We start from the raw sequence: 22,451 nt of genomic DNA on the forward strand, positions 1-22,451 counted from the left end.
TGAGGGGGGCGTCCCCGGCACCGGACCCCGCGCGGCGGGCTCAGGACAGCCGGTTGACCGCGGAGGTGAACAGGGCCGGGCAGCGGGCGGCGGCCGGGACGATGCGGCGGGCCGACCACGGGCGGGCGCGCAGCCACAGCAGGGAGCCGGTCAGCATCCGGTAGTCGCGGGAGACGCGGCGCCACGCCGCGTCGTAGTCCTGCGGGCGGTCCGCCAGCACGCAGGACACCAGCTGCTCGGCCGCCGCCAGGGCGACCGCGATGCCCTCGCCGGTCAGCGCGTCGACGTAGCCCGCCGCGTCGCCGACCAGCAGGACCCGGCCCGCCGCCCGGGCCCGTACCCGCTGCCGCAGCGGACCCGCGCCGCGGGCGGCGGTCGCGGCCTGCGCGGGCAGCCGCTCCAGCAGCCGGGGGAAGGCGGCGAGCTGCGCGGCGAACGGGCCGCGGTCGGCGGTCAGCACCGCGACGCCCACCAGGTCCGGCCCGACCGGCGTCACGTACGCCTCGGCGCGCGCCGACCAGTGCACCTCGACGACGTCGCTCCACGGCGGCACCGCGAAGTGCCGGCGCAGCCCGTAGCGGGCGGGCCGCTCCCCCGGCGCCGCCGGGCCGGTGTCCGCGCCGAGCCGCAGCGCGCGCCGCAGCGGCGAGTGCAGGCCGTCGGCCGCGGCCAGGTAGCGGGCGGTGATCCCGGCGGCGGTGACGCTGCGGGCGTCCTGCCGCACTCCGTCGACCCGCAGCGGCAGGACAGGTACGCCGAGGCCCGCCGCGGTGGCCGCGAGCGCGCTGTGCAGCGCGGTGCGGCGCACGCCCCGGCCGGGCGTGCCGCGGAAGCGGGCCTCGGCGCGGTGCCGCCCGTCGAGGTAGGCGATGCCGTGCAGCGGGGCTCCGGGCACGTCCACACCCAGCGCGGCCAGCCGCCGTACCGCCGAGGGCATCAGGCCCTCCCCGCACGCCTTGTCCACCGGCCCCGGCCGGGGCTCCGCGACGACCACGTCGAGGCCCGCACGGGCGGCGTGGATCGCGGTGGCCAGGCCCGCCGGGCCGCCGCCCGCCACCAGCAGGTCGATCACGCGGGGGCCGCCGCCGCGAGCGCGGCGTTCTCGCACCGCAGCCGCACCGCGAGCAGCGCGGTGTTCGCCAGGCCGAAGCACAGCGCCGTCAGCCACGCCCCGTGCACCAGCGGCAGCGCCGCGCCCTCCACCACCACGGCCAGGTAGTTGGGGTGCCGCAGCACCCGGTACGGCCCGCGGTCCACGAGCGGCAGGCCGGGGACGACGATCACCCGGGTGTTCCAGCGCGGCCCCAGCGTGCCGATGCACCACCACCGCAGCGCCTGCGCGCCGAGCGCGAGCCCCAGCATCGGCCAGCCCAGCGCGGGGACGAAGGGCCGTCCCATGGCGTGGACCTCGGCCAGGCAGCCGGCCAGCAGCCCGGTGTGCAGCAGCACCATCACCGGGTAGTGCCCGGCGCCGTACTCCGTGCCGCCGCGCGCGAAGCTCCAGCGCGCACCGCGGCGCGCCGCGGCCAGTTCGAGCAGCCGCTCGGCGGCGACCGTCAGCACCAGCAGGGTGTACCCGGACATCGGCGGCTACCAGCGCAGCAGGACGGTCTCGGAGCAGAAGCCCGGCCCCATCGCCAGCACCAGCCCCGGGCTGCCGGGCAGCGGGCGCTCCCCCGCGAGCACGTCCCGCAGGATGTGCAGCACCGACGCCGAGGAGAGGTTGCCGACCTCGGCGAGCGAGCGCCAGGACGCCTCCAGCGCGCGGGCCGGCAGGTCCAGTGCCTCGCGCACCGCCTCCAGCACGCGCGGGCCGCCCGGATGGCACACCCAGCCGGTCACGTCCCGCGGCTTCAGCCCGTGCCCGGCGAGGAAGTCCTCGACCTCCGGCCCCACATGACGGCGCACCAGGCGGGGCAGCTCGCCGCCCAGCACGATACGGAAGCCGCCCGCGCCGATGTGCCAGCCGAGCAGGTCCCCGGTGTCCGGGTAGAGCCTGCTGCGGGCCGCCACCACCTCCGGCCCGGACGCCGCGCGGTCCCGTCCCACCGCGACGACCGCGGCGGCGCCGTCACCGAACAGCGAGCCCGCCACGGCGTTGGCCGCGGAGGTGTCGCCGCGTTGCAGCGTCAGCGAGCACAGTTCCACCGACAGCAGCACGGCCACCGCGCGCGGGCGCGCCTGGAGGTAGTCGTGCAGCCGCGCGAGGCCCGCGGCCCCGCCCGCGCACCCCAGCCCGAACAGCGGCAGCCGCTTCACGTCCGGCCGCAGCCCCAGCCGCCCCGCGAGCCGCGCCTCCACGGACGGGGCGGCCACGCCCGTGACCGAGGTGGAGATCACCAGATCCACTTCGTCCGGCGCGACACCGGCCGCGTCCAGCGCGCCCGCCACCGCCTCGCCGCCCAGCACCTGGGCCTGCTCGATGAACAGGTCGTTGGCCTCGCCGAAGCTCGTGAGCCGCGCGTAGCGCTCGAGGGGGAGGGCGAGGTGGCGGGTCCGCACGCCGGACGCGGCGTGCATGCGCGCGAGGACGTCCCGCCCGGGTGCGCGGGTGCGGTCCTGCGGCGTCCGCCCTGCCGCGCCGTCCGGCGCCATGCTCGCGAGCGCTTCCGTGATCTCGTACTGCTCGTACCGGTACGGCGGAAGCGCCGTGTGGACGGCGCCGATTCGGGTCATTTGCTCAGCATACGTATGACTTGACCCGATTTACCCCGCCACCCGGTCGTGTCGCCCCCCGGGAGGGGCGGACCGGCGTGGCAGCGGGGGGCGGGGACAGCGGCGGGGCAAAGTGGGGAGGGTGTGGGGCGTGGTGAGGGCGAGTCATCCGGAGGCGTGCGCCGCCGTCACCGGTGTGATGGGCGTCCTCGCGGCGGCTTCCGGCGCGGACACCGGCCACTGCGTGCTGCTCGCCGCCGCGGTGCTGAGCGGCCAGCTGTCGGTCGGCTGGTGCAACGACGCCGTGGACGCCGCGCGGGACACCGCGGCCGCCCGCCGCGACAAACCGGTGGCGGCGGGCGGGGCGTCCCGGGGCACGATCGCCGCCGCCGCGGGCCTCGCGCTCGCCGCGTGCGTCCCGCTCTCCCTCGCGGTGGGCCGCCTCGCCGGTGCCGCCCACCTCACGGGGGTGGCGGCGGCGTGGGCGTACAACCTCGGGGTGAAGCGCACGGCGGCCTCGTGGCTGCCGTACGCGCTCGCCTTCGGCCTGCTCCCGGCGTTCGTGACGCTGGGCCTGCCGGGGCGTCCGTGGCCGCCGGGGTGGGCGCTCGCGGCGGGCGCGCTGCTCGGTGTGGGCGCGCACGTCACGAACGTGCTGCCGGACATCGACGCGGATCTGGCCGCGGGGGTCCGCGGCCTGCCGCAGCGGCTGGGTGCCCGGCGCTGCCGGGTGCTGGGCCCGCTGCCGCTGCTCGCCGCGTCGGCGGTGCTGGTGTTCGGGCCACCGGGACCGGTGGGGCCGGCGGGCTGGGCGGCGCTCGTCCTGACCGGCGTCCTCGCGGCGGTGACGACCGCCGCACCGGCGGGCCCGGCGGCCGCGAGCCGGCTGCCGTTCCTGACGACGCTGGTCCTCGCCGTCACCGCCGTGGCCCTGCTGGTGCTGCACGGCGGCTCGCTCGGCCCGCGCTGACGGATCGGCGCACCGACCTGCGGTGCGCGGATCAGCGCACCGACCTGCGGTGCCGCCGGGCGCGCAACGCCAGCAGGTCGAGCGGGATCAGCACCAGGCAGGCCGCGACGGCCACCAGCTGGGCCACCGCGGCCACCCATTTCTCCGTGTACCAGACCGGCTCGTACATGTCCGGCACCGGACCGAGCTTTCCGACGTCCACGTAGCGGTAGATCATGATGAGCGCGAAGCCGCCCGCCGCGACGAGCCAGCCGAAGACGGCGGAGGGCAGCCGCCGCCATACCAGGACGAGAAGGGCGGCCAGCGCGGAGATCGCCGCCTCGATGCGGAAGAGGTCGCCCTGGCTGAAGGTGGCCTTCACCGCGTCGTACTGCGGGGCGAGGTCGGCGTGGACGTACGCGTCGACCGCCAGCCCGGCGGCGGCCAGCACGCGGGCGGTCCACTCCAGCACGGGGCTCGGCATCGCGGGCTCCTTCACCTCGTCGTCACTCGTCCCGCCGTGGCGACGGTGCGGCCGCCTCCCGGTCAGACTGCGTCCCGCGCGGCCCGGCCGCGCGCCGTGGTCGGCCGCCCGGGGGACGGACCACGGCCGGTTTCACGCCGACGGCCGCGCCCGCCGGAGATCCGGGGGCGCGGCCGTCAGGTGCCGCCGTCAGAGGTCGGGCGTCGGAACGTCAGAGGCTGCCGTACGACTGGAGGACGTACGCGCACTGGGTGTAGATGTAGCCGCCCTGGAAGTTGCGGGTGTCGGCGACCGGCGTCGTGTCGTCGCTCGCGTCGAGCGGCTTCTGCATGATGTACGACGTCCCGGCGGGCAGGTGCAGGGTGTGCTTGGCGTAGTGCGCCTTGCTGTCCTTGCAGGCCAGGCTCTGCGCGAGGGAGTCGCTCAGGTAGGCGCTGCACCCGCTGCACCCCTTGAGGGTGAAACTGCCGGTGGTCTTGCCCGTGTAGAGGATCTGGATCGGGTCGGGGCTGTCGTTGGTGAAGGTCACGCTGATGGAGCCGCCGCTGCCGTTGCCGGGCATCTTCTTGCCCGCCGCGGGGATCTTGGTGGCTATCTCCGCGGCGATCGCGATCTTCTGGGCGGAGGCGCGGTTCTTGTCCTTCGGGTACTTGTCCTTGAACTTGTTCAGCGTGTCCAGCGCGTCGTCGAAGCTGCCGTCCTTGTACTGCGACACGCCGCAGTTGTACATGCCGGTCTCGGAGTAGCCGTTCGCCTTACGGACATCGGCGTCGAGCGTGCCGGCGACACCGGCCTTGTCGCCGGGCAGGTCGGCGGCGTCGGAGCCGAGGGTGTTCAGCTTGTCGAGCGCCGAGCAGGGGTCGCTGCCCGTGACGAGCTTGCCGGCGCTGTCGATCTCCGCGCGCAGCGCCGGCTCGACCTTCGCGGCCTGCGGCGAGTGGGGGAAGGTGGTGAGCAGCGTGCCGAGCTTGCCGCTCTCGCTCGCGGCGCCGTCGGTGTAGGACGTCAGCTCGGTCCAGCCGCATTCGTAGAGCGAGGTCGCGAGCCTGTCGTCGGGCCAGCCGGCGAGGGTGCCGACGGCCTTGGCGTCGATGTGCTGCGGGACCGTCGTGCGCAGGTAGGTGAGCGGCTCTATCGCGTCGCAGTACTTCTTCTGCTCGTACGCCCCGCCGACGGCGGTGTAGAAGGTCTGCATCCGGTCCGGCACCTTCTTGCCGGCCTTGGAGTCCGCGTGCTTGGTGTGCAGGTCGTTGTATGTGCCGAGGGCGGAGTCGAAGTCGCTCTTGGCGGACGCGAACGGTTTGGCCTTGGCCGTCTGCACGAGCTTGTCGGCCTTGTCGAGCCGGTCCAGCAACTGCTGCTGGACGGCGTCGTCCTTGGCGCCCTTGTAGTAGACGACCGCGCCGGCCGGCACCGCGAGCAGCACCAGGCCCATCAGCAGGGCCAGCGGCGCCTGCGGCGGGAAGGACAGCCGGGTGCGTAGTCCGCGCTGACCGCCGTGCACGGCGGTCAGCGCGAGGAAGACCAGGTACGTCACGAGCATGCCGCCGGACACGCCGTCCGCGTCGGCGGGCAGCACGGTGACCAGGAATATGCCGGTGCCGATGAGCGCCACCGCGAGGGCGAGCCAGCGGCGCGTCAGCAGGTAGCCCAGGCCGAGGCCGCTGAGGTTGAGCAGGCCCACGGCCACGGCGCGCAGCGGGTCGGCGGGCGCGGGCGGGACCGGCGGGGCCGGGGGCACCGGCGGCGGGCCGAACGGCGGGGGCGGAGGCGGGGTCGGGGGCATCGGCGGGGGCGGGCCGAAGGCACCGCCGCCACCTCCGCCCGGGTGGCCGCCACTTCCCCCGTAGCCGCCGCCGTTGTCGCCCTGCTGGCCCCAGCTCATGGCACATCCCCCCGAGAAATCCGGACCCCACCCACGGAAAGTACGCGCGTACCGGCGCCGCCGAGCGCGTGAAGGCCCATTTATATCTGATGCCGGGGACAGCCCGCCGGTTCCCCCCGGACGGGTGAAGATGCGGTGCAGGCGGGGCGGGCGCAGGCTGGACGGGTGACAGCCGGGGGCGGTGGCGGCGCGTGCCGCGCCCTCCCCGGGGGACCTCCCGACGCCGGGGAGCGAGCATGGGCGAGACCGAGGTGCTGGTCGTGGGCGCGGGCCCGGTCGGGCTGACCACGGCGCTGGAGCTGCGCCGCCGCGGCGTCGGCTGCCGGATCGTGGACCGGCGCACCGAACCGCAGCCGTACGCCAGGGCGGTCGGGGTGCTGCCGCGCACCTTCGAGGTGTGGGACGCGATGGGGCTGGTGCGCGACGCCCTCGACGCCGCCGTACCGCTGTACGGCCAGCTGGTCTTCGTCGACGGCCGCCCAGGTCCGCGGGTGGAGCTGAACCTGCCGCCGGACGTGCCGTACGGCTTCGCGGCGCTGCCGCAGGACGCCACCGAGCGGCTGCTGACCCGGCACCTGGAGGCGTACGGCGGCCGCGTCGAACGCGGCACCGAACTGCTCGGCCTCGAACAGGACGACGACGGGGTGCGCGCCCGGCTCGGCGCGCCCGGCGGCGCCGAGACCGTACGGGCCCGCTACCTCGTCGGCTGCGACGGCGCCCACAGCCGCACCCGGCACGAGCTGGGCATCGCCTTCGAGGGGGACGCCTTCCCCGAGGAGTACATGCTCGGTGACGTCGAGGTCGACTGGGACCTGCCGCCCGGCTACGCCGTCCGCTCGCTCCACCACGACGCCGCGGGCGGCATCGACGACCTGCTGGTGTGCGTACCGCTGCCCGGACGCGGCCGCTACCGGATGTCGATGCGGGTGCCCGCCGAACTGGCGGGCGGCGCGCCGCAGGACGCGGAGGCCGCGCACGGCCTGGAAGCCGGGCGGGCGCCGGAGCTGGGGCACATCCAGGCCGTGCTCGACCGGCTCTCGCCGCGGGAGGTCACCGCGCGGCGGATGCGCTGGTCGTCCGTCTTCCGCATCGGCCACCGGCTCGCCGAACGCTACGGCGCCGGACGCGTTTTCCTCGCCGGTGACGCCGCCCACATCCACCCGCCCACCGGCGCGCAGGGCATGAACACCGGCATCCAGGACGCGTACAACCTCGCCTGGAAACTCGCCCTCACCGTGCAGGACGCCGCGGCGGACGGGCTGCTCGACAGCTACGGCGCGGAGCGGCGGCCGGTCGGCGCGGAAGTGGTGGAACGGACGGTGCTGCACGCCCGGCAGGGCGGCGCGGAGGCGGACGTGCTGCGCGAGGCGCAACTCCTCGTCTCCTACGCGGGCAGCCCCGTCGTCACCCCCGACCCCGGCGGCGACGGACCCCGGCCCGGTGACCGGGCGCCCGACTGCCACGGGCTCACCGGCGACATCGCCGCCTACCCGGTACGGCTCTTCGACCTGCTGCGCAGCCCGCACCACACGCTGCTGCTGTACGCCGACGAGGACTCCCCCGTGCAGGAGCTGCGGGCCTGCGCGACCGCCGCGCGCAGCGCCGCGCGCGGGCGGCTCAACGTCTTCGCGGTCCTCGCGCCCGGCGCGCCCGGCGACGGGCTCGGGGTACCGCGCGTCCACGACCGCGACGCCGCCTTCCGCCGGGCCTACCGGGCGGTGCCGCCCGAGGCCCTCGTCGTCCGCCCCGACGGCCACCTCTCCGCCCGCTTCCCGTCCCCCACTCCGGGGGCGCTCACGGCGCACCTCCACGAGTCCCTGCGGGCGGCTTAGGGGGCGAACGGGCTGCCGCCCGGGGGCCTCTGCCGGGGCCGAGGGCGCCGGCAACCCGCCTGCCACCTGCGGTAAGACGCCGACCGAGCCGCCATCGTGGCTGATCGCGCAGTTCTCCCCCAGAGCTCCGCCTGGGAGGTACCCCCACGCGCCCCTGACGGGGCGCTCACCCCCACCCGCAGGAGCGGCAGCCCGCCTGCCACCTGTGGTCGGGCGTCGACCGGGTCGCTGTCGGGGTGGTCAGGGGGTGGGGGGGCCGAAGCGGGCCAGGTAGTGCCAGATTTTTTTGAGGGCCTGGGGGTCGTGGGTGCCGGAGGTTGCGGCGGTTCCGAGGATGCGGGGGTCGAGGAGGCCGTCGACGGCGATCCGGGTGGCGAGGTCGACGTACTGCGGGCCCCGGTAGGCGGGGTGGCGGCGCAGTTCGGTGAGGGTGAGCCGGAAGCCGCCGTGCCATTCGACAGGGCAGCCCAGGCGCAGCGCCCCGGCCTCGACGGGGGTGCCGCGGTAGCAGGGGTCGAGGACGAGCGCCTCCACGTGCCGGTCCGGGCGGACGGGGCCGTGGACCTGGGCCTCTACGTAGTCGTCGAGGTCGTCCTGGTCGTCGGCGAGGGCCAGGGCGACGAGGGGCATGCGCGCGGCCACACCGAAGTCGGCGGGCTCGTGGAAGCTGTCGGGGTAGCAGAAGGTGGTCCGTGCCAGTGGCTCGGCGGTGAGCCGGAAGTGGGCGGAGCCGAACCGCGGCGCGGCGCCGGCGGGTTTGCCGCGGAAGTTGAGCGCGCCGTAGACGGGCCGCTCGTGGGCGGGCGCGTCGTCGTACGCCCCGGCGAAGATCCGGCTCTCCCAGCGCCACCGGTCGCCGCCGGGGTGGGCGGTCAGCCCGCCGTTGCTCGTGCCCGTCACGAACTGCGAGCGGTAGACGCCGTCCTCGGCCATCGCGTCCAGGATGGGCCTGCCGCGCACCGTGCGGTCCGGGTGGAAGTTGAGGGTCACCCGCAGCGCGGGGTCCAGCGGCGGGCCCGAGGCCAGCCCGGCGACGTGGCCGAGTGCCCGTTCCTGCGGGGTGAGGGAGACCGCGGAGCTCATCCGCACAGTGTTCCGCCCGGCGGGTGGCCGGCGCACCCGGTTTCCCTACGGCGTGCCCCGGCCGGTCAGGCGGTGGAGGAGACCGGGGCGGGGGACGGGTGCGGCGGCGTGCGAGGCGTGGTGGTGGCGTTTGGCGCTCAGGACGGCGGCCTGGACGCGGAGGCGCTCCGGGTCGAAGCCGGGCGGGGCGTCCGCGCCGCCCACGAGCGCGGCGAGCAGCGCTTCCTGGGCCGCGCCCAGGGCGGCCCGCTCGGCCGCGGTCATGCGGGGCGCCCGCGCGCGACGGCCGCGCGGATCGCGGCGAGTTCGCCCGCCAGTTCGGCGTCGGTCGGGTAGGCGCCGTCGCGTTCGAGGAGGACGCCGGGCAGCCGGGCCCGGCCCGCGAGGTCGGCGAGCAGGTCGAGTACGGGCGCGGGCACCGGGTGGGTGTGGGTGTCGTGCCACACCCCGTCGCGTTCGACGCCCCCGGCGACGTGCACGTACCCCAGGCGTTCCAGCGGCAGCTCCCGCAGGACGCGGTGTGGGTCGATGCCGAGATTCACCCGGGCGGTGTGCAGGTTGGCCACGTCCACGAGCAGCAGAGCGTCCGTGCGCTCCGCGATCTCGGTGAGGAACTGCCCCTCCGTCAGCTCCTCGCCGGGCCAGGCGAGCAGCGGTGCGATGTTCTCCAGCGCGAGTGGTACGGGCAGGTGGTCCTGCGCGATCCTGACGTTCTCGGCGACGACGGCGACGGTGTCCCGTGTCCGCGGCACCGGGATCAGGTGCCCGGCCTCCCACTGTCCCGCCCGGGTGAAGGCGATGTGCTCGCTGACCAGTGGCGCGTCCAGCGCCTTCGCGCAGGCGGCCAGGTGTGCGAGCCGCGCGAGGTCGGGGCGCTCCGCGCCGCCCAGCGACAGCGAGACGCCGTGCGGCACCACCGGGACCGCGCGCTCCCGCAGCGCCTCCAGGGACGGGAAGAGCCGCCGCGGGTCGAGGTTCTCCGCGATGACCTCGACGAAGTCGACGCCGGGCAGGCGTTCGACGGTGAGGTCGATGGGGCGGCGCCACCCGATGCCGTAGCCCAGTTCGGGGGCCGGGGCGGGCGTCATCCCCCGCACCCGCCGCAGCCTCCCCCGCACCCTCCGCCGCCGCAACCGCCGCCGCTCCCGCCCGAGTCCGTGCCGCAGCCGCTGCCGCCGCCTCCGGAGGAGCCGGTGCTCAGGCCGCCGAAGAGCGCGTCGCGCAGATCGCCGTCCAGGACCGCCCCGGCGCCGATGAGCGCGACGCCCATCACCGCGGCGGGCATCAGCGGGCTGTCGGCGAGCACCGCGGGCTGCCCGGCGTGCGCCGGGGCCGCGGCGGACGGGGCCATGCCGCGGGCCTGCTCCAGCATCCGCTCGGCCGCGGCGGTGCGGCGCGGCGTGGAGCTGCCGACGACGAGCAGGATGATCGCGCTGACCGCCAGCTCCGCCAGCAGCAGGCCCACCGGGTGGTGCCGGTGCACGCCGTAGCCGAGCCGGCCCACCCCGGCGCAGAAGACCGCGAGCATCGGCGCGAGCGCGGCGAAGGCGAGCGACGCGCGCTTGCCCGGGGCCAGCAGCAGCCCGCGCGCGGTGGCGTCCGTGGCGACCTGCCGGGCGGCCGCCCGGTCGGCGACCCGCGAGCGGACCTCGGACAGGGTGGCGCCGTGCGGGCCGCCGACCGCCGCGACGACGTCCGCGGCCACGGCGTCGGCGGGCACGGGAGTGCCGCACGGCGTGATCCGGTGGTCGCGCCCGACCCGCAGCCCGCCCCCGGTGACGAGCGCGTGCACGGCGGTGTCCACGACGCGGGTGCGGCCGCCGCTCAGGACGGCGACGGTGTACGGGTCGGGTGCGGGCGCGACGGTGCTCGGCACCGTCGCGCGCAGTCGTTTGCCCTGTGCCGACCGCACGAGGGCGGTGCCGATGCCGGCGAGGACGAACGCCGCCGCGTAGACGGCGAGGAAATGGGGTCCGCTCATTCCTGTCACCTCCACCCGGGGTGACGCCCCCTCAACTCCTCCGGTTCCCGGGCCCGGCCCGCGGGGCGCCCCCGCAACCATGCGGTGCGTGGGTGGTCGCGCGCACGGTTCTCCCCCAGAAATCCCGCCTCGGAGGCCCTGCACGCGCCCCTGGTGTGTTGCCCTGCGCGCGGTACGCGAGAGCCCCTCCGCGCGGCAACGGGCGAGCGTTTCGGGGGCGCGGGGAACCGCGCGCGCAACCGTCCGCTGCCGTGGGGCCGCGAAACGCACCTCCCGGGGCAGCCCGGGGCGCACCCCCTCCGGCGAGGTCACCGCAAGGTCATGCTCAGGGACGCCCCGTACGTGTGGCGGGTCGTCACCCGCAGCGTCGTGCCGCCCACCCCCGCGCGGGCGGTGATGCCGGGGGACGGGGCGACGGGGCGCAGGGGGCGGCCGGCGAGGTGGACGGTCACCGTGTCCCGGGTGGTGGTGGGGTCGGCGACGGCCACCTCCACCGTCCCGTCGCGCGCCTCGCGCACCAGCACGCAGGCCGCCCCGTCGACGGTGAGGCGTCCGGTCCGGTGCCGGCCCGGTGTGAAGGTGTTGACGCCGAGCAGGCCGAGTCCGGCGTGGCGTACGGCCTGGACGGCGGTGGTGTTGGCGAGCACCGAGACGGGCCCGCCCGCGGCGTACGCCCGCAGCCGGGACTCGCTCGCGCCGGGGAGGACGGCGTACGCGAAGGCCGTGTGCGGGGCGCCCGCGGCCTGGTGGAAGGTGAGGGTGAAGACCTGCTTGGTGACGGCCGTGTCGGGGTTGGTCAGCCGCACGGAGCGGCGGCTGCGGGTGACGGTGTCGAGTCCCACCGTGGCGTCGGGCCGGTGCGGGCCGAGGAGGGCGTAGCCGACCGCGGTGCCCTGCGTGGTGTCGGCGTACCGCAGCCACGCCAGCGGCGCGGTGCCGGGCCCGGTGACGGGGGCGCCGTCGCGGGTGCGGCCGGTGAGGGCGATCGCGGCGGACGCCCCGGCGATGCGCGCGTCGGCGGTCGTGGTGACGGCGCGCCCGGCGCGGTCGCCGACCCCGGCGGAGAGCACCACGATCTCGTCGTCGAGCATGAACCAGGACCTGGTGGCGTCGGCGGCGCGGTAGGCGGTGAAGCCGTCGGGGAGCAGGCCCGCCTGCGCTGCGGTCCAGGCCGCGTCGGGCGCGTAGACCATGGCGGCGCTGCCGTAGGGGCCGAGGGCGGCGCCGCCGGAGTGGGTGTTGGTGCCGCGCGGGAAGTAGACGTAGGTGTTCTGGGACTCCGAGGAGGAGGTGAATCCGGCGGCGGGGTTGTCGTACCACTGGGTGCCGTACAGCTCGGGGACGCTGAGCCGGGGTTCGTCGGGGGCGGTGACGCCGGCGAGCCGGTCGGGCGGCACGGTGGTGAAGTAGTCGACGCCGAAGGCCGCGGTCTGGTCCTGCCCGGCGAGGTAGAGGTAGTGGGCGCCGGCGCCCTGGTGCCAGGGCAGCAGGTTCTCGCCGCTCATGTACTCGTAGCCGCTGATGCGCGCGGAGCTGCGGGCGAGCACGAAGGTCCAGCCGGGGCGTCGGTGGACGCTGCGGTCCATGGCGGGGTAGGCGCTGTGCAGCGCGGCGGGGTTGATGTCGCGTGCGGGCACTCCGGGGTCGGCGAGGATCGCGGCGTAGGCGGCGACGCTGACCGGGGAGACGAAGCCGGCCGGGTCGGGCGCCGCCCGGGTGACCTGCCGCAGGTGCTTGACGTACGAGGCGAGGGCGGTGGCGCGCTCGCCGGTGGCGTGGCCGGACAGGTCGGTGACGGCCTCGATGACGGGGGCGGTGTCGGCGTATCCGGTGCCGGTCCGGGAGACGGCGCGGCCCTTGACCGCCTCGGTCATCCAGCCTTCGACGATCAGCGGCGCGAAGCTGTCGGCGACCCATCCGGCGGCGATGTCGGCGAGGCCGCCGCCGTCGGGGGCGTAGCCGGTGCCGTCGAGGAGTTTGACGGTCTGCGTGACGCGGGTGAGCAGCCCGGTGCCGTAGGAGCCGGTGTAGGCGACGGAGGAGTGCTGGAGGAAGGAGCCGTCCGCGTAGAAGCCGTCGGTGACGCCGTGCCGGAGCGCGTACGGGTCGACGGTGGCGTAGACCGTGAGCTGGTCGGTGACGGCCTTGGTGATACGGGCGGCGTCGCCGAGCGCGGCGCCCTGCAGGACGCGGTTGGTGGTGATGTCGGCGAGGTTGGCGCCGGTGTGGAAGCGCGAGTCGAGGTCGACGTCGCCGTTCTTGCCGTTGCGCAGGTACGCGTCCATCGCGGCGACATAGGTGGCGGTCAGCGCGGGCGCGGTGGCGGCGAGGGTGTCGCCGAGCAGCACCAGGGTGCGGCTGGCGTAGGTGGAGATGCCGATCTCCCAGGTGAACCAGTTGCCGTAGTAGCCGGCCGACTGGTCGCCGTAGTAGTGGTCGTAGAGCCAGGTCAGGCCGTCGATGACGCGTTGCTGCACGGCGGTGTCGGCGAGCAGCGCGGAGCCGGGGGCGCGGGTGGCGACGGCGATCTCGTAGAGGTACTGGAAGGAGGTGCTCAGATGCGGGTCGCTGGTGCCGAGGTCCACGCCGTGGAAGAGCTCGCCGCTGCCCGCGGCGTCCATGGCGGCGAGGTGCGAGGTGGCGGCGGACTGGATCGCGGCGAGCTTGCCGGCCACCTCGGGGCGGGCGTTGGAGTCCGCGGTGCCGCAGAAGACGGCGGTGGCGTTGGCGACGACGCGGGCGGCGTCGTCCGGGTCGGCGGCGGACGCGGCGGGTATCCGCCCGGCGAGGGCCAGCAGCGCCCCGGCGGGGAGCGTCGAGAGCAGGGTACGGCGGGACATCTGCACGGCGGACGCTCCAGCGGTCGGCGGACAGCGGCGGCGCCGCGGCAGGCCGGGCGCCTCCCGCATTCAAGCAACCGTGGCCCCGGCTGTCACGGGGTGCGACACACGTCCCGCGCATCCGCCCCGCCCCGCGACCAGCGCACCGACCGGGCGCGCGGCCCGCGGCGGCGCCCCCGGGGGCCGCTCACGGCACCACGATCACCGGCCAGCGGCGGGTTCTGACGAGGCGGACGCCCGGCGAGCCGAACAGCCGGTGGCGCAGTCCGCGGGACGTGCCGATGACGACGGTGTCGGCGCGCAGCTCGTCCGCCGTCGCCGCCAGGCCCGCGGCGACGCTCGCCGACCGCAGCAGCTGGAACTCCCAGCGGGGCGCGGGCAGTCCGGGGGCGGGTCCGAGGCCGAGGGCGATGCGGTCGCGCAGGTGTGCGGCGAGTGTGACGTCGTCGGTGGCGAGCATCCAGGCCACGCCGCCGAACATCGCGGATGCGTGCTGCGGCAGTACGTGGACGAGCACGAGCAGCGCGTCCTGGCGGCGGGCCAGGCCGACGGCGTAGGCGACGGCGCGCCAGGAGGAGTCGGAGTCGTCCACGCCCACGACGACCACCCGGCCGCCGCCCCGCGGGGCGGCGGCCCGTTCGGATCCCACGGCCTCGCGCCGTGTTCGCCGCTACGCGGCCGGCCCGTCGGCACCGCCCGCCCCGGTGGTCGCCTCGTCGGCGCCGGGCTCCGGCTCGTCACGCTTCTCGAAGGCCGCTCCGGTGGTCCGCAGCGGGACCTCCTTGAGCAGGGTGGACAGCAGCATCGCGATCACCAGGACGCCGCCGCAGGCCAGGAAGGCGACGTTCATGGCGTCGGTGAAGCCCACCTTGAAGGGGTGGCCTAGCACCGGGTCGAAGTGGTTCAGGAACGACGTGTCGTTGAGGCGGTCGGAGCCGCCGCTGGTCAGCGTCTTGAGCTGGTCGGGGTGCGCGGCCGCGGCCTGCTGGAAGTCGTGCGTGCCGCGGGCGGCGGCGAAGGCGGAGCTGATCTTGCCGGGGACGACCGAGTAGACGATGGACAGGAAGACGGCGACGCCGAGGGTGCCGCCCATCTGCCGGAAGAACGTCGTCGAGGACGTCGCCACGCCGATGTCCTGCGGCGGGACGGCGTTCTGCATGGCCAGCACGATGGTCTGGAAGTTCAGGCCGAGGCCCGCGCCGATCAGGAACATCGCCCCGTCCGCGTACAGAAGGCTGCTGTCGGCGTCGATCTGCCAGAGCATCAGCATGCCCGCGACGAGCAGGGCGCAGCCGATGACGGGGAAGATCTTGTAGCGGCCGGTGCGCGAGGTGATGATGCCGGAGACGGCCGAGAAGACCATGATGCCCAGCACCAGCGGCAGCATCAGCAGGCCGGCCTTGGTGGGCGAGTTGCCCTTGACCAGCTGGAGGTAGAACGGGATCAGGGTGATGCCGCCGAACATCCCGATGCCGATGATCGCGGACTGGGCGGAGCCCAGCGCGAAGACGCCGTTGCGGAAGAGCCGCAGCGGCAGCAGCGCCTCCTCGCCCGCGCGGCGCTCGGCGAGCAGGAAGCAGACCACGCCGACGGCGCCGATGACGTAGCAGCCGAGCGAACGGCCGCTGCCCCAGCCCCACTCGCGGCCCTGCTCGGCGACGATCAGCAGCGGCACCAGCGCGACGACGAGGGCGGTGGCGCCGAAGGAGTCGACCTTGTGCGGGCGCTTGTCCTGCTTGATGTGCAGCACCTTGGCGACGACGACGAGCGCGGCGATCCCGATCGGCACGTTGACCAGGAAGATCCAGCGCCAGCCGTCGATGCCGAGCAGCGAGTCCTGGCCGGCGAGGGAGCCGCCGATCACGGGTCCGAGCACGCTGGAGGTGCCGAAGACCGCCATGAAGTAGCCCTGGTACTTGGCGCGTTCGCGCGGCGGGATGATGTCGCCGATGATCGCGAAGGCCAGCGAGAACAGACCGCCCGCGCCGATGCCCTGGAAGGCCCGGAAGGCCGCGAGCATGTACATGGACGTGGAGAGCATGCACAGCGCGGAGCCGACGATGAAGACGGATATCGCGAAGAGGAAGAACGGCTTGCGGCCGTACTGGTCGGACAGCTTGCCGTAGAGCGGGGTGGCGATGGTGGAGGTGATGAGGAAGGCGGTGGTCACCCAGGCCTGCGCGGTCAGTCCGTTGAGGCTCTCACCGATCTTGTAGATGGCGGTGGAGACCACCGTCTGGTCGAGTGCGGCGAGGAACATCGCCAGCAGCAGGCCCGACAGGATGATCATGATCTGCCGGTGCGAGTAGCCTGTCGGAGGTGCGGCCGTACCGGTCTGCGCGGCATCTGCTTGGGCGCTCATAGGGTCTCTCTCTCCAGATCCTGCTTGCCCTGGGCAACGATACTGCCGTGCGGCCGAAGCTTCGAACGCACAGGCGTCAATACCCTTTATGCGGCCCGTTGTTGCGCATGATGCCGGTTATGATCAGCCTGACGTACTCCGCCGCCTTCATCACGTTCTTCTCCGTGATCGGGCCGCCCAAGGTCCTGCTCGCCTTCGCCGGGCTCGCCCAGCACCACCCGCGGCGGGATCTGCGCGTCATCGCGCTGGTGTCGTCCGCGGGCGCGGTGCTGATCGGCGTGGCCACCGGCCTGTCGTCTCCGTGGCTGCTGGAGCTGTTCCACATCTCGACACCCGCGCTGGCGCTGGCCGGCGGGATCATCTTCTTCCTCTACGCGGTCGGCCTGGTCCTCGGGCTGCACACGGTGCCCGAGGGGCCGGGCGACGACGGGCCGGACCTGACCAGCGGGCTGCGGCAGCTGCTGATGCCGTACGTGGTCAGCCCGCTGGCGATGACGGGTCTGCTCATCGAGACCGCCGAGCGCACCGACTGGGGCTGGCGCGGCACCGTGGTCGCGGCCTTCATCACCGTCATCGCGGTGGACCTGGCGTGTGTGCTGCTGCTCGGCCCGCTGCTCCAGCGCACCCACCACACCGTCGTCGAGCTGGTGGCCCGGCTGCTCGGGCTGCTGCTGGCCGCCGTCGGCGTCGATCTCGTCCTCGACGGCCTGCTCGACCTGGGCGTCAGCGCGCTGGGGCACCGCTCCTGACGGCGCGCCGGCCCGTGCGCGGCGGCCGTACGGGTGCGCCGCCCCGGTCAGGTCCGGGGCATCTTAAGCCCGCTGCCCGCATGTACCGCAGGAAAATGCCAGAACTCCCCGGAACGGGCGGCACTGTGCGTAACGTGCTCGTCACCGCCGGACAGGCGGTCGCGCGGCAGCGTGCGTCGAGGGGAGTCGTGTGTCCGGGATCGACGAGTGCCTGCTGCGGGCGATGGCGCTGCCGGGCGCGCGCGGCGCCGCCCTGGTGGAGTGGATCAGCGGGCTGGCGCTCGGGGTGATCGGCGAGGCGGCGGCGGGCGACCACGAGACCGTCGCGGCCGAGACCGCCGCCTACGCCCGGGCCACCGCGGAGCACCCGGTCTTCACCGCGGGCGACACCGGCCCCGGCCCCGCCGCCGAGGAGGCGGTGGTGCTCACCCGCACCGGCTACCACCTCATCCGCTTCCTCGACGCCCCGTACGAGGGCGGGGTCTTCCTCTACGTCTGGCTCGACCGGACGCAGGCCAACCTGGCGCTCGCGCTGCGCAGGATGCGGGAACTCGCCGGGGAGCTGGTCGTGGCATGACGGCCCGCGGTGCGGGCGGCGGCGGGGAGGCGGGCCACTCCCCCATGCTCGCCCGGCTCGCCGGACAGCGCGCGACCGGCGTGCTGTTACGCGACACCGGCGCGCTCTACCTCGCCGACGGCGCGGTGGTGCACGCCGAGAGCCCGGCGGCGCCCGGCATCGAGGTGCTGCTCACCGCGGGCGGGCGGCTCGGCCCGGAGACCTGGCGGGAGGCGGTGGCCGAGGCCGGGGCGGAGGGCGCGGTGGGACGGCGGCTGGTCGAACGCGGCCGGATCGCGGCGGGCGAGCTGGAGATCAGCCGGCTCGGCGCCCTGCACGACGCGGCCTGGTTCGTCCTCGGACCGGCCGCGGGCCCGACCCGCTTCCGGCACGGGGTACGGCACTGGTTCGGTGCGCCCGGCGGGCTGCCGGTGGCCGCGGTGGAGGCCGAGGTACGGCGGCGGCACCGGCTGCTGGAGCGGCTGTGGCCGCACCCGGAACTGGACGCGGCGCCCGTGGTGCCCGCACCCGCGGCCCGCGCGGAAGGCGCCCGCCCGCCGTACCTGCCGCGCGGTCAGGCCGCGGTGCTGGACCTCGCCGACGGGGTGCGGACCCCGTCGGCCATCGCGGCGCTGCTGGGGCGGCCCGCCTTCCACGCGCTGGTGGAGGTCCGCCGGCTGGCAGCGCTCGGCCTGGTGGAGACGCCCCGCGCGGGAAGCCGGCCGCCCGGCCGGGCGCCCGCGTGGGTGCACAGCATCGGCGACACCCCGGACGCGGCGCTGCTGCGCCGGCTGCTGGTCGCCCTGGAGCGGATGTGAGGGGGGCGCGGTGGTGAAGCGCGTGCTGCAGCGGCGTGCCCTGCGTGCCGAGAGGAGAAGGTCGATGGCCCAGGAAGCCGCGATACGTACCGAGTTGGAAGGCCTGCGGGCCCGGTTGCCGGACCTGACCGGCGCGGTCGCCGCGACCGCCGACGGCCTGCTGCTCGCCGCCGACGCGCCCGGCCGGCAGGCCGAGGGCTTCGCGGCCCTGAGCGCCGCCGCCCTCGGCGTGGGGCTGCGGCTGACCGACGCGGCGGGCCAGGAGTCCTTCCGCGAACTGCTGATCCGCAGCGGCGACGGCTGCGTCGCGCTCTACCCGGCCGGACGCGACGCCGTGCTGCTGCTCCTGGCCGGGACACACACCAACGTCGGCCGGCTCCACCTGGAGGCCCGCCGCAGCGGCGCCCGGGTGGCCGCGCTGCTGGACGGCACCGCGGCACCGGCCGACGGCGGCGGCGCGCCGTGACCGGCGAGCAGCGGCCGCGGGCGGCGCGCGGGAGCCGGGCCGCCCGGCCGCGCGCCCGGGAAGGCCGCGCGGGAGCCGGGGCGCCGCCGGGCAGGCCCCCGGAACCGAAGACCCCCCACCCACCGCAAGCACCTGACACACCGTCGAAGGGAAGCAGGAAGATCATGGCCAACACCGAAACCGCCCTCAAGGACGCGATGACCTCGATCGAGGGCGTCATAGGCGTGGCGCTCGTCGACTACACCAGCGGCATGGCGCTGGGCACGCTCGGCGGCGGCAAGGACCTCGACCTGAGCGTCGCGGCGGCGGGCAACACCGACGTGGTCCGCGCCAAGGCCCGCACCATGGAGATGCTCGGCCTCAAGGACGAGATCGAGGACATCCTCATCACCCTGGGCTCGCAGTACCACCTGATCCGGCTGCTGCACGGCCGCGGCAAGTCCGGGCTGTTCCTCTACCTGGCGCTGGACCGCGGCCGGGCGAACCTCGCGATGGCCCGGCACCAGCTCAAGTCCATCGAGAACGACCTGGAGGTGTGAGCCGGGCCCATCACGCCCCGCCCCCCGTCTCCCGCCCCCCGCCTCCCCGTCGCCCGTTCCGCCGGGCGCGCCGTTGCTCGCTTCGGGTGACCTGCCGCCGCAGCGACCTGCGGCGGCGGGCCCGGCGTGGTGTGCTGGGGCCGACAGCGCGGCGGCGACCGCGACGACGTGAGGCGGGAGCGGACGTGGGCGTCGCGCCGGCGGGTCCGGGAGCGGACCGGGACGCGGAGACGGGTGCGGGTACCGGCCAGGACGCGCAAACGGGAACGGGCCGGGACGCGGAGGCGGGTACCGGGCCCGGCGCCGGGCGGCTGTGCCTGGTGACGGGCGCGACCGGCTACATCGGCGGCCGGCTGGTCCCCGAACTGCTGGCCGCGGGCTACCGGGTGCGCTGCCTGGCCCGCACGCCGGTCAAGCTGCGCGACCAGCCGTGGGCGGACCGCGCCGAGGTGGTCGCCGGGGACGTGACGGACGAGGCAGCGGTCGCGGCCGCGATGGCGGGCGCCGACGTCGCGTACTACCTGGTGCACTCGCTCGGCAGCGGGCGGGACTTCGAGGCGACCGACCGCCGGGCGGCCCGGATCTTCGGCGAGCGGGCGCGGGCGGCCGGAGTACGGCGCGTCGTCTACCTCGGCGGCCTCACCCCGAGCGGGGTGCCGCGCGCCGAGCTGTCACCGCATCTGCGCTCGCGCGCCGAGGTCGGCGACGTACTGCTGGCCTCGGGGGTGCCGACGACGGTGCTGCGGGCGGCGGTCATCATCGGCTCGGGCTCGGCGTCGTTCGAGATGCTGCGCTACCTCACCGAGCGGCTGCCGGTGATGGTCACCCCGAGCTGGGTGCGCACCCGGCTGCAACCGGTGGCGGTGCGGGACGTGCTGCGGCTGCTCGTCGGCAGCGCCGCGATGCCAGCGGACGTCAGCCGGGGCTTCGACGTGGGCGGTCCCGACGTGCTCAGCTACCGGGACCTGATGCAGCGCTACGCGGCGGTCGCAGGCCTGCCCAAGCGGCTGATCCTGCCCGTTCCGGTGCTCACCCCGCGGCTGTCCGGCCTGTGGATCGGCCTGGTCACCCCCGTCCCGGCGGGGGTGGCGCGGCCGCTGGCGGAGTCGCTGCGGCACGAGGTGGTCTGCCACGAGCACGACATCAGGACCTACGTCCCGGACCCGCCGGACGGCCCGGTCGGGGTGGACCGCGCGCTGACCCTGGCGCTGCGCCGGGTGCGCGAGGCGCAGGTGGACACCCGCTGGTCCTCGGCGGCCGTTCCCGGCGCGCCCAGCGACCCGCTGCCGACGGATCCGGACTGGGCGGGCGGCAGCCTCTACACCGACCGGCGGCAGGCGCCGGTCGACGCGAGTCCCGAAGCGCTGTGGCGGGTGATCGAGGGCATCGGCGGCGAGCACGGCTGGTACTCGCTCGGTGTGGCGTGGGCGGTGCGCGGGCTGGTCGACCGGCTGTTCGGCGGGGTCGGGCTGCGGCGCGGGCGGCGGGACGCGCACCGGCTGCGGGTCGGCGACTCGCTGGACTTCTGGCGGGTCGAGGAGATCGAGCGCGGGCGGCTGCTGCGACTGCGGGCCGAGATGCGGCTGCCGGGCCTGGCGTGGCTGGAGATGTCCGCGGACCGGGACGCCGAGGGGCGCACCCGCTACCGGCAGCGGGCCGTGTTCCTGCCGCGCGGGCTGCTGGGCCACGCGTACTGGTGGGGGGTCGCGCCCTTCCACGCCGCCGTCTTCGGCGGCATGGCACGCAACATCGCGCGGGCGGCGGAGCGTTCGGCCGCGCAGGAGAAGGCGGGAGGCGGGGACGGATGAGGCGCGCGGTGGTGCTCTTCACGGGTGATCTGCGGCTGCACGACCATCCGCCGCTGCGGGCGGCGCTGGCGGCGGCCGACGAGGTGGTGCCGCTGTTCGTGCGGGACCCGGCGGTGGAGCGGGCCGGTTTCGCGGTCCCGCACCGGACGGCCTTCCTCGCGGCGTGCCTGGCCGATCTGGACGCGGGGCTGCGCGAGCGCGGCGGGCGGCTGGTGCTGCGCGAGGGCGACCCGGCGCACGAGGTGTGCGCGGTGGCCGCCGAGTGCGACGCGGCCGAGGTGCACCTGGCGGCGGCCGACAGCGGTTTCGGGCAGCGCCGGGAGGACCGGCTGCGGCGGGCGCTGGCGGCGGACGGGCGCCGGCTGCACGTGCACGACACGGTCGTCACCGCGGTGCCGCCGGGTGCGCTGACCCCGCAGAACTCGGACCACTTCGCCGTCTTCACCCCCTACTTCCGGCACTGGTCCGGCTACCGGCTGCGGGAGACGCTGCCCGCGCCGCGCCGGGTGCCGGTGCCGGAGGAGGTGGGCTCGGCGGCGCTGCCCGAGGTGCCCGCGGGCCCGGCGGAGGGCGGTGAGCGGGCGGCCCGGCGGCGGCTGACGGGGTGGCTGCGCGGCGGGCTGGCGGACTACGCGACCGGGCAGGACGACCTGGCGGGCGACCGCACCTCGCGGCTGTCGCCGCATCTGCACTTCGGGACGCTGTCGGCGGTCGAGACGGTGCACCGGGCGCGGGCGGCGGGCGGTCCGGGCGCGGACGCGTTCGTCCGGCAGCTGTGCTGGCGGGACTTCAACCGGCAGCTGCTCGCCGTCCGCCCGCAGGTGTCGGCGGCCGACTACCGCACCCGGAACGACCGGTGGCGTACCGGCCGGGCGGCCGAGGCGGACGCGCAGGCCTGGCGGGAGGGCGCGACCGGCTATCCGGTGGTGGACGCCGGGATGCGCCAGCTGCGCGCGGAGGGCTGGATGCACAACCGGGCGCGGCTGCTGGTCGCGAGCTTCCTGACGAAGACGCTGTACGTGGACTGGCGGGTGGGCGCGACGCACTTCCTGGACCTGCTGGTGGACGGCGACGTGGCCAACAACCAGCTCAACTGGCAGTGGGTGGCGGGCACGGGTACGGACTCCCGGCCGAACCGGGTCCTCAACCCGCTGCTCCAGGCCCGCCGTTACGACCCGGACGGCGGCTACGTCCGCCGCTGGGTGCCGGAGCTGGCCGCGGTGGACGGGCCGGCGGTGCACGAGCCCTGGAAACTTCCGGCCGCCGACCGCAAGGGGTATCCGGAGCGGCTGGTCGAGCTGCCGGACGGTCTGGCCCGCTTCCGGCAGGCCCGCGGCCTGGACTGAGCGGGCGGCGGGACGTACCGGCGCGGGGACCGGCGGAAAAGGGGTGTGTCCGGGATATTGACCGGCCGGGGAGCAGGCCATAAGTTGCGTCCGCAAGT

General features: G+C 75.5%; 21 protein-coding genes. 9 read left to right on the top strand and 12 right to left on the bottom strand.

The annotated features are described in order from the left end of the window. Nucleotides 1–40 precede the first annotated feature (40 nt). From ACH4PY_RS31270 to ACH4PY_RS31280, 3 genes are read right to left on the bottom strand one after another with little or no spacing between them, the layout of a single operon-like run. Entirely contained in the window at nt 41–1,072 is a 1,032-nt protein-coding gene (locus ACH4PY_RS31270; RefSeq protein ID WP_398190619.1) for an NAD(P)/FAD-dependent oxidoreductase, read from the bottom strand. After that, nucleotides 1,069–1,584 (bottom strand): isoprenylcysteine carboxyl methyltransferase family protein, encoded by a 516-nt coding sequence (locus ACH4PY_RS31275; protein WP_398190622.1) that lies wholly within the window; start codon nt 1,582–1,584, stop codon nt 1,069–1,071. Before ACH4PY_RS31275 ends, ACH4PY_RS31270 begins: the two co-directional genes overlap by 4 nt. Before the next feature lie 6 nt (nt 1,585–1,590). Next, on the bottom strand, nt 1,591–2,676 hold the full coding sequence (locus ACH4PY_RS31280; protein ID WP_398190625.1) for a type III polyketide synthase: 1,086 nt from the start codon (nt 2,674–2,676) through the stop codon (nt 1,591–1,593). A gap of 130 nt (nt 2,677–2,806) precedes the next feature. On the opposite strand from ACH4PY_RS31280, the gene ACH4PY_RS31285 reads away from it, so the two are divergent. Further along, nucleotides 2,807–3,625, top strand: a complete 819-nt coding sequence (locus ACH4PY_RS31285) for a UbiA family prenyltransferase (RefSeq protein ID WP_398190628.1) — start codon at nt 2,807–2,809, stop codon at nt 3,623–3,625. 31 nt (nt 3,626–3,656) lie between these two features. Here the strand turns inward: ACH4PY_RS31285 and ACH4PY_RS31290 are convergent, their stop codons facing one another. Further along, a complete protein-coding gene (locus ACH4PY_RS31290; RefSeq protein ID WP_398190631.1) occupies nt 3,657–4,088 on the bottom strand; it encodes a hypothetical protein in 432 nt (143 codons plus the stop codon). Nucleotides 4,089–4,299: 211 nt separating this feature from the next. Continuing rightward, nucleotides 4,300–5,973 carry a hypothetical protein gene (locus ACH4PY_RS31295; protein ID WP_398190634.1) on the bottom strand — a complete coding sequence of 558 codons (1,674 nt, stop codon included), beginning with the start codon at nt 5,971–5,973 and terminating at the stop codon, nt 4,300–4,302. Nucleotides 5,974–6,209: 236 nt separating this feature from the next. On the opposite strand from ACH4PY_RS31295, the gene ACH4PY_RS31300 reads away from it, so the two are divergent. Further along, nucleotides 6,210–7,805 (top strand): FAD-dependent monooxygenase, encoded by a 1,596-nt coding sequence (locus ACH4PY_RS31300; protein ID WP_398190637.1) that lies wholly within the window; start codon nt 6,210–6,212, stop codon nt 7,803–7,805. Between the two features lie 240 nt (nt 7,806–8,045). On the opposite strand, the gene ACH4PY_RS31305 is transcribed toward ACH4PY_RS31300, so the two are convergent. The 7 genes from ACH4PY_RS31305 to ACH4PY_RS31335 form a co-directional block, all read right to left on the bottom strand. Further along, entirely contained in the window at nt 8,046–8,888 is an 843-nt protein-coding gene (locus ACH4PY_RS31305) for a DUF3626 domain-containing protein (RefSeq protein ID WP_398190640.1), read from the bottom strand. Nucleotides 8,889–8,933: 45 nt separating this feature from the next. Continuing rightward, a complete protein-coding gene (locus ACH4PY_RS31310; protein WP_398190643.1) occupies nt 8,934–9,152 on the bottom strand; it encodes a hypothetical protein in 219 nt (72 codons plus the stop codon). After that, nucleotides 9,149–9,976: a DUF692 domain-containing protein gene (locus tag ACH4PY_RS31315; RefSeq protein WP_398190646.1), complete on the bottom strand. Its 828-nt coding sequence runs from the start codon at nt 9,974–9,976 to the stop codon at nt 9,149–9,151. Before ACH4PY_RS31315 ends, ACH4PY_RS31310 begins: the two co-directional genes overlap by 4 nt. After that, a complete protein-coding gene (locus tag ACH4PY_RS31320; RefSeq protein ID WP_398190649.1) occupies nt 9,973–10,869 on the bottom strand; it encodes a TIGR04222 domain-containing membrane protein in 897 nt (298 codons plus the stop codon). The genes ACH4PY_RS31315 and ACH4PY_RS31320 overlap by 4 nt, the downstream gene beginning before the upstream one ends. 308 nt (nt 10,870–11,177) lie before the next feature. Beyond that, nucleotides 11,178–13,715, bottom strand: coding sequence for a polysaccharide lyase family 8 super-sandwich domain-containing protein (locus tag ACH4PY_RS31325; protein WP_398190652.1), 2,538 nt, complete (start codon nt 13,713–13,715; stop codon nt 11,178–11,180). Nucleotides 13,716–13,896: 181 nt separating this feature from the next. Then, nucleotides 13,897–14,358: a universal stress protein gene (locus tag ACH4PY_RS31330; protein ID WP_398190655.1), complete on the bottom strand. Its 462-nt coding sequence runs from the start codon at nt 14,356–14,358 to the stop codon at nt 13,897–13,899. A gap of 21 nt (nt 14,359–14,379) precedes the next feature. Continuing rightward, the gene (locus tag ACH4PY_RS31335) at nt 14,380–16,071 is read right to left on the bottom strand and encodes an MDR family MFS transporter (protein ID WP_398190658.1); all 1,692 of its coding nucleotides are present in this window, start codon (nt 16,069–16,071) and stop codon (nt 14,380–14,382) included. Nucleotides 16,072–16,190: 119 nt separating this feature from the next. On the opposite strand from ACH4PY_RS31335, the gene ACH4PY_RS31340 reads away from it, so the two are divergent. From ACH4PY_RS31340 to ACH4PY_RS31370, 7 genes are all read left to right on the top strand, one after another. Further along, on the top strand, nt 16,191–16,820 hold the full coding sequence (locus ACH4PY_RS31340; protein ID WP_398190661.1) for a MarC family protein: 630 nt from the start codon (nt 16,191–16,193) through the stop codon (nt 16,818–16,820). A 190-nt stretch (nt 16,821–17,010) separates the two neighbouring features. Then, on the top strand, nt 17,011–17,397 hold the full coding sequence (locus tag ACH4PY_RS31345) for a hypothetical protein (RefSeq protein ID WP_398190664.1): 387 nt from the start codon (nt 17,011–17,013) through the stop codon (nt 17,395–17,397). After that, the gene (locus ACH4PY_RS31350) at nt 17,394–18,194 is read left to right on the top strand and encodes a transcriptional regulator (protein WP_398190667.1); all 801 of its coding nucleotides are present in this window, start codon (nt 17,394–17,396) and stop codon (nt 18,192–18,194) included. Before ACH4PY_RS31345 ends, ACH4PY_RS31350 begins: the two co-directional genes overlap by 4 nt. Nucleotides 18,195–18,258: 64 nt before the next feature. After that, on the top strand, nt 18,259–18,660 hold the full coding sequence (locus ACH4PY_RS31355) for a roadblock/LC7 domain-containing protein (protein ID WP_398190670.1): 402 nt from the start codon (nt 18,259–18,261) through the stop codon (nt 18,658–18,660). A gap of 164 nt (nt 18,661–18,824) precedes the next feature. Continuing rightward, the gene (locus tag ACH4PY_RS31360) at nt 18,825–19,199 is read left to right on the top strand and encodes a hypothetical protein (protein WP_398190673.1); all 375 of its coding nucleotides are present in this window, start codon (nt 18,825–18,827) and stop codon (nt 19,197–19,199) included. 311 nt (nt 19,200–19,510) lie between these two features. After that, nucleotides 19,511–21,007, top strand: coding sequence for an SDR family oxidoreductase (locus tag ACH4PY_RS31365; protein WP_398190917.1), 1,497 nt, complete (start codon nt 19,511–19,513; stop codon nt 21,005–21,007). Further along, on the top strand, nt 21,004–22,353 hold the full coding sequence (locus ACH4PY_RS31370; protein WP_398190676.1) for a cryptochrome/photolyase family protein: 1,350 nt from the start codon (nt 21,004–21,006) through the stop codon (nt 22,351–22,353). The genes ACH4PY_RS31365 and ACH4PY_RS31370 overlap by 4 nt, the downstream gene beginning before the upstream one ends. Nucleotides 22,354–22,451 lie beyond the last annotated feature (98 nt).

It is taken from the genome of Streptomyces sp. NPDC021224 (assembly GCF_044332905.1).
In the GTDB taxonomy this organism is placed as follows: Bacteria; Actinomycetota; Actinomycetes; order Streptomycetales; family Streptomycetaceae; genus Actinacidiphila.